The following is a 12,333-nucleotide window of genomic DNA, read 5'->3' on the forward strand; positions in this document are numbered from 1 at the left end:
GAAAGTAAGTTTCACGTCCATCCCCCAACGAACGATTTACTTTCATTTATATACGAAAAAGTGACTGCTATTTTTGTAAAACCAACTGCTTGTCTTGTTGTTCTTTCACTACTTGAGTCTTTGGTTCCGTGCTTTCTTGCACATTACGATGTGCTACACGTTTCAAACAAATATGCTTCCACTTTCTTTCGTAACGTTTCATTATTCTAGTTGTCCCCCTTGAATACACTTAAAACTTTATTGAAATCGCTTACAATAAATAATATAGCATATATATAGAAAAGTGACAACATATTTCTGACAATTTTTTGTCAAAAATATGAATAACTTATGAAAATCATGTGAAAAAATATAAAAATTTTTAGCCGAGCAATATTATTTTGCGTAAAAAAAGGAGCTGTCCCATAAGTCGAATTTTCGACTATGTGACACTCCCTTTTGGGATAGCCCCTTTTTCCGATCATTTACGTTGGCGATGCCGCCCTTCTTTTTGTAGCTCTTTAAATAACGAAGCTACCATAAAGAAGATAACAAATGCAAATGGAAATGCTGCGATAATAGAAGCTGTCTGTAATGCAGCTAAACCACCGACATAAAGTAAAATTGCTGCTAACGCCGCTTGAACAATACCCCAAATCAACTTAATGCGATTTGGTGGATTCAAACTACCGTGTGTCGTTAGCATACCAAGAACAAATGTCGCAGAATCCGCCGATGTAATAAAGAACGTTGAAATCAAGAGAATTGCAAGTACTGATAACAGAGGACCGATACTTCCCATATGATCGAACACAGCGAATAATCCAATTTCTGTTCCCATCTCTTTAATTTGTTCATAAATATTTGCATGGTCAAATAATTCCATATGAATACCAGTACCACCAAAAACAGAGAACCAAAGTGCCCCAATTAATGTTGGAACGAGCAGTACACCAATTACAAACTCTCGAATTGTACGTCCGCGCGATACACGAGCAATAAACGTCCCAACGAATGGTGACCATGCAATCCACCATGCCCAATAGAAAATTGTCCATGATTGAATCCATTGATTTCCGCTTTTATCTAATGGACTTAATCGAAAACTCATGCTTGGTAACTCCTGAATGTAAGCCCCAATTGTCGAAGTGAAATAGTTCATAATAAAATTCGTTGGACCTGCAAATAATAGAATTACCATTAGTGCAAAGGCTAAAATAATATTCGTATTACTTAAATATTTAATCCCTTTATCCAATCCTGTTTGAGCAGATAACATAAACAGAATTGTTACAGCACCAATAATCACGAGTTGTGTTGTTAATGAATTCGGTATCGGCGTTAAATACCCAATACCGCCCGCGATTTGTTGTGCACCAAGTCCTAACGAAGTTGCAACACCAAACACTGTTGCAAAAACAGCTAATACATCAAATATATGTGCAACGCGCCCATGTTCTCCACTCTTAAATAAAGAGCCTACGGTCGCACTAATTGTACTTGGCTTTCCTTTTCGGAATGTAAAATACGCAATACAAAGCGCTACAAGTGCATATAGTCCCCAAGGATGTAATCCCCAATGGAAAAATGAGAAGCGCAGTGCCAGACGGGCACTTTGTTCTGTAGCACTTTCTCCATATGGTGGTGCATATAAATGATTTAATGGTTCCGCAACGCCCCAGAAAATCAGTCCAATCCCCATACCAGCACTAAATAACATGGCAAACCATGTTAAATAACTATAATCAGGTTCATCATCATCTTTCCCTAAACGAATTGAACCGTATTTTGAAACGATTAAAAAGATAGAAATCCCTAGGAAAATAGAAACAGAAATAATATAAAACCAACCAAACTTACTAACTAACACATGCTGAATAGCAGTTGTGACATTTCCTAAACTTCCTTTTCCAATCACTGATTCAGGAATAATCCCCCAAATCGTAAATGCAAGACATAATACCAATGAAACAATAAATGTTTTCGTCAGTTTCCTCATCAAATCCCCCTTCGTAGGTTTCTTTCGTTGTGTAAAATGACACGAATTCCAATGTGTTAAATCGGATAAATTACAACAATACTGCCGGTATCTTTCTACAAATGTGTAAAATAATGGCCACCAATTAGAATTCTTATAGACAATTTGTATCTTCTCAAATCATCTTTTTACTTCCTTGAAAAGCAAAAGGTGAAGATTACAATGTCAAATGATGCGAGATAAATGCGGAAGGGATCTATTTCCCTAAAAAAGATGTGTTACAGTTGTAAAAAAAGAGAAAATGCATGGATGTTCACTCTTTCTTTTTGTAACAATTATGCGGTTTTTTGTTAGGATATATTACGTATTTTTAAATCTACACATAAAATATTTATGTTTATATAACTATTTTAGTCATAAATTAGTAAAATACTCAAGGAATGTAACCCATTAGTAAAACTTATGTAATGTCTTCGTAATATTTTTATCTCTACCGAAAAATAGATACTATATTAAAAATGAGGAATATATAATGTAAACTACTTAAAAATAAGGCATGAAAAACGCTTTCTATCTTTTTTTGCTATGTTACAAATTGTTAATGGTTCTTTACGAATGGTTTGTAATTCTATGATTTCCCCAATTCTAAAAAAATCTGTTGCTATAATGAGGACACGAAAACAAACGCAATGGAGGCTATCATGAAAAAATTAATTGGTATAGCAACAGCAGCAGTTTTTGGTCTTGGGATTTTCACTACTTCTGCTAGTGCAGAAACTGTTGTAACAACAGACGTACTAAATGTACGAGAAAACCCAACTACGGAATCAAAAGTTGTAGGAAAAGTATTAAATGGTCATAAACTAGATGTTATAAATACAGAAAACGGATGGTCACAAATTAAATTCAATGGTAAAGACGTATTCGTAAGTGCAGAGTTCACAAAAAGCATCTACTATGTAACTGCTAACGTATTAAATGTACGTGCAGAAGCAAACACAAATTCAGAAATTCTTGGTACGTTAAAGAAAGATGATAAAATCGAAACAACGAACCAAGTACAAAATGGATGGTTACAATTTGAATATAACGGGAAAACAGCTTATGTTCATGTTCCTTTCTTAACAGGTGAAGCTCCTGTAGTTCCTGTAGTAGAAAAACAAGAAACACAAGCTCCTGCTAAATCAGCTGCACAAGCAAAACCTGTCATGCAAGTGAAAGCAGCTGCTACAAGTGCGCCTGCTGGCGGCCGTGAATTAACGGTTGTAGCGACAGCATATACAGCTCATCCAAGTGAAAACGGCGGCACATATGGTGGTCGTGTATTAACTGCAATGGGTCATGACCTAACAGCAAATCCAAATATGAAAATGATTGCTGTTGACCCAAAAGTGATTCCATTAGGATCAAAAGTATGGGTAGAAGGTTATGGAGAAGCAATCGCTGGTGATACTGGCGGTGCAATTAAAGGTAACCGTATCGACGTTCTAGTTGGTTCAGATAGCGCTGCTAACAAATGGGGACGTAAAACGGTAAAAGTAAAAATTTTAAAATAATCAATAACTGCTAAATCATAAGTCAGTTCTCTTATATTTGAGAGCTGGCTTTTATTTTTCTATAATGACAGTAAGGAGGTAAAAACATGAACTTACAAGCAAAAATAGACTGGATTGGAACTCCAAAGTCTTACCTATATAAAGATGATGATATGACATACGATGCAACCTCTATTGATTTCTCGATTGAACAAGATGATAACCGCTATAAATTACTTATACTAAAGCATGATGAAAAGACACATTACAAAATGATTCAATATGGTGTTAAGCCCGGGTCACAAAAACCATTTCCAATCGATATTCCCTTCCGAACAGACATGCTTCCATTCATTAACAAAATTCTACAAGATCCTTATGTACAAGCCGTATTATCCTAAAATCAATCTTACAAAAAGAAACTATCCCGTTAACGAGATAGTTTCTTTTCTAGTGAATGCGTCGGACCAGCAATTTCCTCAGACTTTAACGGATTATTTGCTACAAGTGAATGATATAGTAGTTTTCCATCTTCATTTACCGTAACCATATGGTCATTACTAAAGCTTTTAAACTTCACTGACCCATCACCATAACGAATATGATATTCCTCATACGTCGTTACTTTATACTTCGTAGCACTTTTCCTTTCTACATTACGGACATCTATCGTTAATAAGTCTTCTGTAATTCCTTTTTTTCTGTTTTCCTACATTTTTGTTTATAATGGTAGAGGAACGAAAATTTTTGTACGGAGGAAAATTATGCTGCAACATTCAATTACGAAAGATGAGATTATGATGATTGCAAATGAATTTGTTCAAGGATTAGATCCGCAGCAGGCGGCTGATCAAGAACATGTTGCGAACGCTCGTCATTTATATCGCAGCGGTGTTGTCTATAATGTGGATTTTGATGGGTATACGCTATCAGGGACGGTAGAGACTGATAGCAACATATATAGCGTTCACATTCCCATTCGCAATGTATCAAACAGTTATTGCGATTGTTTTGCACCTACACAATGCGAGCATATGCTTGCCGTCTTATTATCAGCTGCTTCTAGTTTTGGAAAAGTGGGCGATGTATTAAAATTATTTAAAAATAAAACAAAACCATCGCAAACACCAATTCGAACGGCTCGACAACTGCTACAATCCTCCTCTTTTGCAGAAACGGATTATACAAGTTGGTATTCATACTTTGACTCTGAATATGAGACATTTAAGAAAGAGCAGGCGCGTCTTACTTATAAACAAATGTATTTTCTAATGAGTATTTTTACAGATTTTTACATGAAATTGGAGCGGAAAGCACCGCGCGTTGTTGCGATCCATGAGTTATATAAACTGCACGGCGCGTTATATTCTTTTCAAAAACTATTAGAAGAAGTCAAGGAGTTTGAAACAAAAAAAATCTATTCTTATCATCAACCCATTAACGTAATTCATCTATTTGTAGATAAAGTGGAGTCCATTGTACGAGATTTCAAATCAGAACCTGCACCTGCTGAATGTGAACCCATCTTGCAGGAAACGGCTCGGCTCGTACATACCATGTTCTTCTCAGCAGACTCCTATACACAAGAAAGATTCTTTATTTACCGTCATATATGGGGAGAACTCTTAACAGAGAACCTTCTCCTTGAGGAAGAAAAGAAACGAATTGATACAAAGATGCACCCGCTCTCAAAAGCACTCGCATCTTCACACCTACTCTTTCTAAAGCGAAATGATGAAGGAGCGATGGAACGATTAGAGAAACAACCCGCATTCGTCGTTAGTCTTTATTTTGATTGGCTAGAAGAATTGCTAAGTACGATGCAATGGGATCGTGCAAAAAATTGGTTATCTTTCACATATAAACAAGTGAAAAAAACAATACAAGATCAAGCCGATACGATTTTTGTGGAAGATATCGTTCGTTTATTTGTCATGATGTATGAAACATATGCGACACAAATGAATGAACAAGCTGGGTTGGAAATGATTTTGCAAGATTTATTACCGTACAGCTTCGCGAATTATGAACAATATGCATTGGCAAAAAAACAGTATCACACATGGACGGAATTGCATCTCCTGCATGGCCTTGAAGCGATTGAAGTATTGAAGGAGCCGCTAAAAGAAATTGAAAAAGAAGCACCTGAAGCAGCGCTCCCTCTTTATCATCTTGCTACAGTACAAGCAATTGAGGAACGAAATCGAAAGTCTTATCGCCGCGCTGTTCGCTATTTAAAAAAATTACGCATGCTATATAAACGTCTAAAGCGAACAGATGAATGGAATGCCTTCATCATTCAAATTGCTAATTTACATTCACGCTTACGCGCCCTACAAGAGGAATTACGGAAAGGAAAATTAATCGATGATCAAACAAATTGAAGTAACAATTCGGCTCCAATATGTCAATCAAGGTTGGTTCCTCTGGGGAGAGAATGAAACCGGGCATCCATTACCTGAGATGGCTTGGAGACAACATGCCTTTACATGGCACTCCACCTCCTTTTACGGTACTTTTTTAAAAGAAGCAATCCATGACGGACGACCTGGATTTATCTTAACGAGCCTTCAGGCATTTGAATACATTGCAAATAAACCGATGAACACCTTTGCCAATCTGCAATGGAATGGGCCAACTACCCTGCTAACGCCAGAGGCAAAAGAACTATGGGATGCTTTTGTAGCCGGGGACTTCCTCCCTGATATAGAGCGATGGTCTCATTATCCAGCATGGAAGGTAGAGAAACACTCTATTGAAGATCGTACGCTAGCAACCTTATTCTCCGAAGCTGTTAATGAAAGTATTTTGCAAGATACGCGTTCAGGAGACGGATGGAAAAATGCGAAGCGATTATATGAGCATTATGAGTTTTCCAAAAAACAACTAGAGACAGCACTTCATGAAGAAGACTGGCTCCGCAAAATTGGTTATATGGAAGACGATCTTCCCTTCACAATCGGTCTTCGTCTACAAGAGCCACATGATGAATTGGAAATGTGGAAATTGGAAACGATTCTTGCGCCAAAACGCGGAGCACATCGCATCTATATCTATACGGACTCTCATTCATTGCCAAAGAGATGGCAGGGCTATGAGAACCGAATTAAAGAAATGCAGGAAGGATTCAGCAAGCTCGTTCCATGGCTGAAAGAAGAGGACCATTTTCGAGATGAACTCTATGAAACAGAGGCTTGGAACTTTTTAACGGAAGCAAGTAATGAATTATTAGCCGCTGGTGTTACCATTTTATTACCATCTTGGTGGCAAAATTTAAAAGTAACGAAACCAAAACTGCGCATCCAATTAAAGCAAAATACGGTGCAAACACAATCATTCTTTGGTATGAACACACTCATGAATTTTGATTGGCGTGTTTCTACACAAGGAATTGATCTTTCAGAAAGCGAATTTTTTGAACTTGTCGAGCAAAACAAACGGCTGTTCAATTTAAATGGACAATGGATGAGGCTTGATCCTGCCTTTATTGAAGAAGTAAAAAAACTGATGAAGCATGCGGACAAATACGGACTGGAAATGAAAGATGTGTTGCAGCAGCACTTATCTCGTTCAGCCGAAATAGAAACGACTCAAGAAGAGAGTCCATTTGCTGATATTGAAATTGAGCTAGATGATTATTATGAAGAGCTTTTCCAAAAATTGCTGCATATCGGTGACATTCCGAAAATCAAAATACCATCCTCCTTACAGGCAACACTGCGCCCGTATCAAGAACATGGTGTTAGTTGGCTATTATATTTACGCGAGCTTGGATTTGGAGCATTATTGGCAGATGATATGGGACTTGGAAAAAGCATCCAAACAATCACTTACTTACTCTATGTAAAAGAAAACAAGCTTCAAACAGGTCCAGCTTTAATTGTTGCGCCAACATCTGTTCTTGGGAATTGGCAGAAAGAATTCGAGCGATTCGCTCCCCATTTAAAAGTCATATTACATTATGGTAGCAATCGCGCAAAAGGAGAGGCTTTTAAGGAATTTCTACAAGGTGCAGATGTTGTACTAACTTCTTATGCACTATCGCAACTTGATGAAGAAGAATTAAGCACATTATGCTGGGATTCTATTATTTTAGATGAAGCACAAAATATTAAGAATCCACATACGAAGCAATCAAAAGCAGTTCGCAAATTAAAGGCAAACCATAAAATTGCGTTAACAGGAACACCAATGGAGAATCGTCTTGCTGAGCTATGGTCGATCTTTGACTTTTTAAATCATGGGTACCTTGGAAGTCTTGGACAATTCCAGCGCCGCTTCGTTACACCGATTGAAAAGGATCGAGATGAAGCTAAAATTCAGCAAGTACAGCGATTCATTTCACCATTCTTACTGCGTCGTACAAAACAAGATCAAACAGTCGCATTGAACTTACCGGATAAACAAGAACAAAAAGCATACTGTCCGTTAACTGGTGAGCAAGCATCACTATACGAACAACTTGTACAAGATACATTAAAAAATGTAGAAAACTTAAATGGAATTGAAAGACGTGGCTTTATTCTACTTATGCTAAATAAATTAAAACAAATTTGTAATCATCCTGCTCTCTATTTAAAAGAAGATGTACCAAAAGATATTGTACAGCGTTCCATGAAAATGCAAACATTAATGGATTTGATTGAAAATATAAAGAACCAAAATGAAAGTTGCCTTATTTTCACACAATATATCAGAATGGGGCACATGTTACAGACTGTATTAGAAAAAACATTTGGTCAGCGCGTTCTTTACTTAAATGGAAGTGTACCAAAGAAAGAGCGCGATAAAATGATTGAACAATTCCAAAATAGAACATATGATATCTTTATTCTATCCTTAAAAGCTGGGGGGACAGGGCTAAACTTAACGGCAGCTAACCATGTCATTCACTATGATCGCTGGTGGAATCCAGCTGTAGAAAATCAAGCAACAGACCGAGCTTATCGCATCGGTCAAAAACGATTCGTCCATGTGCATAAACTGATCACAACAGGAACACTGGAAGAAAAAATTGATGAAATGCTTGAACGTAAACAATCGCTCAACAATGCAGTTATCACAAGCGATAACTGGATAACAGAGCTATCTACAGACGAACTGAAAACACTTCTTGGCGTATAAAACAGAAAAAGGAGCCATCCTTAATGGGATGAGCTCCTTTTTCTATGCCAAAACCAATTGCTAATCAGAATACCTGTCAATCCGCCGCATGTATCTAACAAGGAATCTTGCCACATCGGTGTACGATCTCCTGTAAACCACTGATGAATCTCATCAAATGTTGCATAACCAGCAACAAAAAGTAGCGCAAAAAGAAACGATCGCTTCCTTGAATAACCAGAGCGATAAAGCGCGTAATATGTCAATACACCAAGCATAAAGAAAACCATAAAATGGGCACCTTTGCGAAGGAAAAATTCAATAAAGCCACCGACTCCTTTGTTGACAATACTAACCGGGGTTCCTCCACCATAATCAATCGATACCCATGAAAATTTCTCTTTCACAAATTCTACATTCACGTACTGCTCAATATCTGAACGCATATCTTGCTTCTTATACGGCTGTGCTGAAGAATAAAAAATAATTCCCATCCATAAGAAAACGGGAATCCAAAATAACCACTTTCTTTTCATTTTTGAAACTCCTCTCTCTTTCTCCTAAGCGTACCAAAAAAAATAAAAAAATTCACGCCAAAATCTTACTATTCCCTCCTATATATATGGTGAAAAGGGGGTGAGAACATGGCAGTGGAAACAATTGTAACGGATTTAACTTTACGACTTGTTCTAAACGCTGGTCTAGACAAAAATGGAAAAACAGTATTTAAAAACAAACAGTTAAAACAAGTTAAGCCAAACGCTGATTTAGAAAAAGTACATGACGTTGCACGCGCGCTTTCTTCCTTACAAGAATTAAAACTTCACGCTGTACAAGTTGTCAGCACAACTGATCTTTCAAACTTATAAAGGAGGTATAACTTATGCAAACGCTAGAATTAATTTTTTCGAAAGAAGATGGGAAAACAGTTGTTTTCTCCCTCGATAATCCCGTTACGCCTGTCAATGAGCAAACCATTAGTCAAGTGATGGATACGATTCTTGCTTCTTCCATTTTCTTATCACTTGGAGAAAACGCACAAAAAAAAGGAGCACGACTTGTTGAAAAGACAGTAACAGAAGTAAATATTGCTCCTTAATACAAAAAAGACGAAGCTGCCTTACGCTGCGGCTTCGTCTTTTTTCTTCGGCATTTCAATTGGAATGAAAATATGGGAAAATCCAACCGAAACATATTTATACTGTTCCTTTCCAAGCGTGAACTCCGTTGTATACGTTGAGAAGAACAAATAATCATTTCGCTTTGTATAATGATCAATTAACACTCCTACTTGAGGTTGTACATATTTGTTCGCTAATTTCTTACCGATTGTTGCAAGTTCCCCGAGTAACCCATCCGGGTCCTCTTTTTCAACTTCTGTAAGCTTTTTACTAATATCATTTCGATTCATGAATTGCTTTGCTGCCCACTCTGTATATTCTCCTTTGCTCGGGTTACTATTAGCTAAATAAATAAACAAAAGAACAACGAGAGCCGCAATGATATATTTCTTTTTCATACTTTTATCACCCGCCTAACACTTTCTATTCTCATATATATGTCCAAGCGATGCAAATTATAAAAAGGATTATAGAAGAAATCCTCTAAAAATATCTATAACTTTACAATTTTTTACATTATTTTAAATCTATTTTTATATTTGGCCTTTATTATAAAATTTGTAAGCCATCTTAATTTAAAAGGAGGTCTTCCATTGTTGGAGATAGCGAAAATTCATACTATTTCAAATATGATAATGATGCTGTTACCACATAGAGATCTTTTTTTTCAAACTCAAATCCATACTACGGATGAAATTTTTTACTCACCAAAAACACCGTTTGAAATCATAAAGGAACTCATTATCTCACATAATTATTCTACATATGAGGGTAGACGAAAAGCAATCGTTGCAAAATGGAAATTATATCAAAATACACCCATTCCTATTGATCATCGTCGTTTCATCTGTGCCATTCCTACTCATTCTCCTCATACTTGGGACTGTACATGGTTATTTTATAAAAACATTGCATATATAGAAAAAGATGATAACAACCGAGCTATCGTATATTTTTGCAATGGAGACAATATCACCCTCTCTATTAGTGCTTATCAAATGAAACTACAATGGAGAAAGGCTGGTAATCTTTTAGCTCAAATGATGCTTGAAGATTTTCATAATGATTTTTAGAATAATACGAAAGTGGAGTCAGTCTGTTTAACCTGCCTCCACTTTCTGACCACTACGCTCCAGTACGCATCTTTTTGAACGCTTGCCGATATATCCACCTCACTTGATAGTATGTTAATCCCATCTCTCCTGCAATTTCATCAATGCTCTTTCCCATAAAAAAAGATTCGGTAATCACATGCTTTTCCCGTTCATTTAACACACTCATATACTCGTGAACTTCCGATGATACCTCTACTACTCCACATACATGTTCGAAATGCTCTTGTTCAAAACAAGTGTGATATGTTTGAAATCGATTCTCCTTCTTTAATTTCTCTAGCAAATACCCACGCACTGTCACAAATGCATAATTCGAAAAACTTCCTTTCTCTTCCTCATATCTTTCATATGCCATCCATAATCCTATTAAACCGCACTGATAAAACTCCTCATAATCCTTATATAAGCAGAGCCGCTTCATTTGATTTTTAATCATTTTCTCATACAAAGTAACTGCCTCAGTAAAAGTGACCGGCTTCATCTCATACCCATTTCTAAAAGGTATACCTTTTTGTTATTCCGCGGTACTTTTACAATATAAAAAGAGAAAGAGAATTTCATGGCAGGTTATTTCAAATTCTATCTCGCAAATTTCAAATTTAAGCAAGCTAAATTTGAAATTTCCATGCTGCTATATGAAATACGTGCAAATAAAAAACGACCCTAAAAAGAGCCGCTTTCATGATCTTATTGACCTAAGTTAGAGAAGCTAGAAGCAATACCACTTAAACTACTAAATGCAACAGAAAGGATAAAGAAGATTACAATAATCGTTGTTGCTTGTTTCTTGCTTAATCCTGCTACAATTTGTAAACCTAATCCCATGACAACTAATCCCCAAATACTGAAAACTTCAAAAGCTGAAGCAGCACCATGAAGATACGTACCTGGTTCAAATAAAGGTGCTAAACTCGTGTAAGAAGTTTCTGCAGAGCCGCCAATTATCAATTTTAAAATAAGATTTACAATAGCTCCTAAAATTGTAATAGTATACGTATATAAGTAAATAGATAATACCTTCATATACGGTGTATCGTTGCCCATAAACATCATAATAATTTTATAAATCCCTGCTACAACAAAAAACCAAAATATTGTACCAATTAATCCGCCGATAACTCCAATTCCAATACTAAAATACCCTGCCATTTTAGCCACTTCTGGATCTGGAATATTTGCCAATGCTTCTGGATTATTCATCGCTTGGTACGTAGTAATACTAGCTATAATCGCCGTTATGATAACGAAAAGAAAGAATGCTCCCCAAACCGGGCTCTTCGTTTTCATTCGTTCAAACTGTACGCTCGGAGATGTAATCATTCCGAATAATGATGGCTTTTTCCCACTTACGTCTTGCGCATTAACATTTGGCTCCATTGTAACGCCTCCTTATCATTTATATCACCCGTTCTACCGGGCGGTTCACCTTCTCTACTTGAGAGACTACGAACCGCCCACTAGAACAATCTATGTGTAGTAGAGAGCACCTCTCTACTACACTA

Annotated in this window: 13 protein-coding genes and 1 pseudogene; 7 read left to right on the top strand and 7 right to left on the bottom strand. The window is 36.7% G+C overall.

The genetic code is table 11. The features are described from left to right. Window positions 1–67: 67 nt before the first annotated feature. Both MR059_RS21795 and opuD read right to left on the bottom strand, forming a co-directional pair. A complete protein-coding gene (locus MR059_RS21795) occupies window positions 68–202 on the bottom strand; it encodes a hypothetical protein (RefSeq protein ID WP_087095574.1) in 135 nt (44 codons plus the stop codon). A gap of 258 nt (window positions 203–460) precedes the next feature. Further along, complete coding sequence (gene opuD, locus MR059_RS09045) at window positions 461–1,978, bottom strand: glycine betaine transporter OpuD (protein WP_012096219.1); 1,518 nt, start codon at window positions 1,976–1,978, stop codon at window positions 461–463. Window positions 1,979–2,658: 680 nt separating this feature from the next. Between opuD and MR059_RS09050 the strand changes: the two genes are divergently transcribed. After that, on the top strand, window positions 2,659–3,513 hold the full coding sequence (locus MR059_RS09050) for a cell wall-binding protein EntA (protein ID WP_012096220.1): 855 nt from the start codon (window positions 2,659–2,661) through the stop codon (window positions 3,511–3,513). 86 nt (window positions 3,514–3,599) lie between these two features. Then, the gene (locus tag MR059_RS09055) at window positions 3,600–3,893 is read left to right on the top strand and encodes a DUF3910 family protein (RefSeq protein WP_012096221.1); all 294 of its coding nucleotides are present in this window, start codon (window positions 3,600–3,602) and stop codon (window positions 3,891–3,893) included. A gap of 29 nt (window positions 3,894–3,922) precedes the next feature. Here MR059_RS09055 and MR059_RS09060 read toward each other — a convergent pair. Next, window positions 3,923–4,192, bottom strand: a pseudogene (locus MR059_RS09060) (TcaA NTF2-like domain-containing protein); the annotation flags it as partial. A gap of 64 nt (window positions 4,193–4,256) precedes the next feature. Between MR059_RS09060 and MR059_RS09065 the strand changes: the two are divergent. Continuing rightward, window positions 4,257–5,876 carry an SWIM zinc finger family protein gene (locus MR059_RS09065; RefSeq protein WP_012096222.1) on the top strand — a complete coding sequence of 540 codons (1,620 nt, stop codon included), beginning with the start codon at window positions 4,257–4,259 and terminating at the stop codon, window positions 5,874–5,876. Beyond that, window positions 5,860–8,616: a DEAD/DEAH box helicase gene (locus MR059_RS09070; protein ID WP_242161727.1), complete on the top strand. Its 2,757-nt coding sequence runs from the start codon at window positions 5,860–5,862 to the stop codon at window positions 8,614–8,616. Before MR059_RS09065 ends, MR059_RS09070 begins: the two co-directional genes overlap by 17 nt. Window positions 8,617–8,636: 20 nt before the next feature. Here MR059_RS09070 and MR059_RS09075 read toward each other — a convergent pair whose 3' ends face one another. Continuing rightward, window positions 8,637–9,131, bottom strand: a complete 495-nt coding sequence (locus tag MR059_RS09075) for a VanZ family protein (protein ID WP_242161728.1) — start codon at window positions 9,129–9,131, stop codon at window positions 8,637–8,639. Between the two features lie 108 nt (window positions 9,132–9,239). Here MR059_RS09075 and MR059_RS09080 point away from each other — a divergent pair, with 108 nt between their 5' ends. Next, on the top strand, window positions 9,240–9,464 hold the full coding sequence (locus MR059_RS09080; RefSeq protein ID WP_012096225.1) for a DUF1659 domain-containing protein: 225 nt from the start codon (window positions 9,240–9,242) through the stop codon (window positions 9,462–9,464). 14 nt (window positions 9,465–9,478) lie between these two features. Beyond that, window positions 9,479–9,694 carry a DUF2922 domain-containing protein gene (locus MR059_RS09085; protein WP_012096226.1) on the top strand — a complete coding sequence of 72 codons (216 nt, stop codon included), beginning with the start codon at window positions 9,479–9,481 and terminating at the stop codon, window positions 9,692–9,694. A gap of 21 nt (window positions 9,695–9,715) precedes the next feature. Here the strand turns inward: MR059_RS09085 and MR059_RS09090 are convergent, their stop codons facing one another. Next, window positions 9,716–10,114: a DUF4359 domain-containing protein gene (locus tag MR059_RS09090; protein ID WP_012096227.1), complete on the bottom strand. Its 399-nt coding sequence runs from the start codon at window positions 10,112–10,114 to the stop codon at window positions 9,716–9,718. Between the two features lie 198 nt (window positions 10,115–10,312). Between MR059_RS09090 and MR059_RS09095 the strand changes: the two genes are divergently transcribed. Further along, window positions 10,313–10,789 carry a competence protein ComK gene (locus MR059_RS09095; protein WP_235436430.1) on the top strand — a complete coding sequence of 159 codons (477 nt, stop codon included), beginning with the start codon at window positions 10,313–10,315 and terminating at the stop codon, window positions 10,787–10,789. A 52-nt stretch (window positions 10,790–10,841) separates the two neighbouring features. Here the strand turns inward: MR059_RS09095 and MR059_RS09100 are convergent, their stop codons facing one another. Beyond that, window positions 10,842–11,312: a sigma-70 family RNA polymerase sigma factor gene (locus MR059_RS09100; protein ID WP_012096229.1), complete on the bottom strand. Its 471-nt coding sequence runs from the start codon at window positions 11,310–11,312 to the stop codon at window positions 10,842–10,844. 206 nt (window positions 11,313–11,518) lie between these two features. Continuing rightward, complete coding sequence (gene yknW, locus MR059_RS09105; RefSeq protein WP_012096230.1) at window positions 11,519–12,208, bottom strand: YknW family membrane protein; 690 nt, start codon at window positions 12,206–12,208, stop codon at window positions 11,519–11,521. Window positions 12,209–12,333 lie beyond the last annotated feature (125 nt).

Source organism: Bacillus cereus group sp. BfR-BA-01522 (assembly GCF_022662635.1).
Classification (GTDB): domain Bacteria; phylum Bacillota; class Bacilli; order Bacillales; family Bacillaceae_G; genus Bacillus_A; species Bacillus_A cytotoxicus.

Bases quoted from the DNA above. Each gene is read 5' to 3' on its own strand.
- MR059_RS09070 (WP_242161727.1), top strand. From the start codon at position 5,860: ATGATCAAACAAATTGAAGTAACAATTCGGCTCCAATATGTCAATCAA.
- MR059_RS09085 (WP_012096226.1), top strand. From the start codon at position 9,479: ATGCAAACGCTAGAATTAATTTTTTCGAAAGAAGATGGGAAAACAGTT.
- MR059_RS09050 (WP_012096220.1), top strand. From the start codon at position 2,659: ATGAAAAAATTAATTGGTATAGCAACAGCAGCAGTTTTTGGTCTTGGG.
- MR059_RS09075 (WP_242161728.1), bottom strand. From the start codon at position 9,131: ATGAAAAGAAAGTGGTTATTTTGGATTCCCGTTTTCTTATGGATGGGA.
- MR059_RS09090 (WP_012096227.1), bottom strand. From the start codon at position 10,114: ATGAAAAAGAAATATATCATTGCGGCTCTCGTTGTTCTTTTGTTTATT.
- MR059_RS21795 (WP_087095574.1), bottom strand. From the start codon at position 202: ATGAAACGTTACGAAAGAAAGTGGAAGCATATTTGTTTGAAACGTGTA.
- MR059_RS09080 (WP_012096225.1), top strand. From the start codon at position 9,240: ATGGCAGTGGAAACAATTGTAACGGATTTAACTTTACGACTTGTTCTA.
- MR059_RS09065 (WP_012096222.1), top strand. From the start codon at position 4,257: ATGCTGCAACATTCAATTACGAAAGATGAGATTATGATGATTGCAAAT.
- MR059_RS09100 (WP_012096229.1), bottom strand. From the start codon at position 11,312: ATGAAGCCGGTCACTTTTACTGAGGCAGTTACTTTGTATGAGAAAATG.
- yknW (WP_012096230.1), bottom strand. From the start codon at position 12,208: ATGGAGCCAAATGTTAATGCGCAAGACGTAAGTGGGAAAAAGCCATCA.
- opuD (WP_012096219.1), bottom strand. From the start codon at position 1,978: ATGAGGAAACTGACGAAAACATTTATTGTTTCATTGGTATTATGTCTT.
- MR059_RS09055 (WP_012096221.1), top strand. From the start codon at position 3,600: ATGAACTTACAAGCAAAAATAGACTGGATTGGAACTCCAAAGTCTTAC.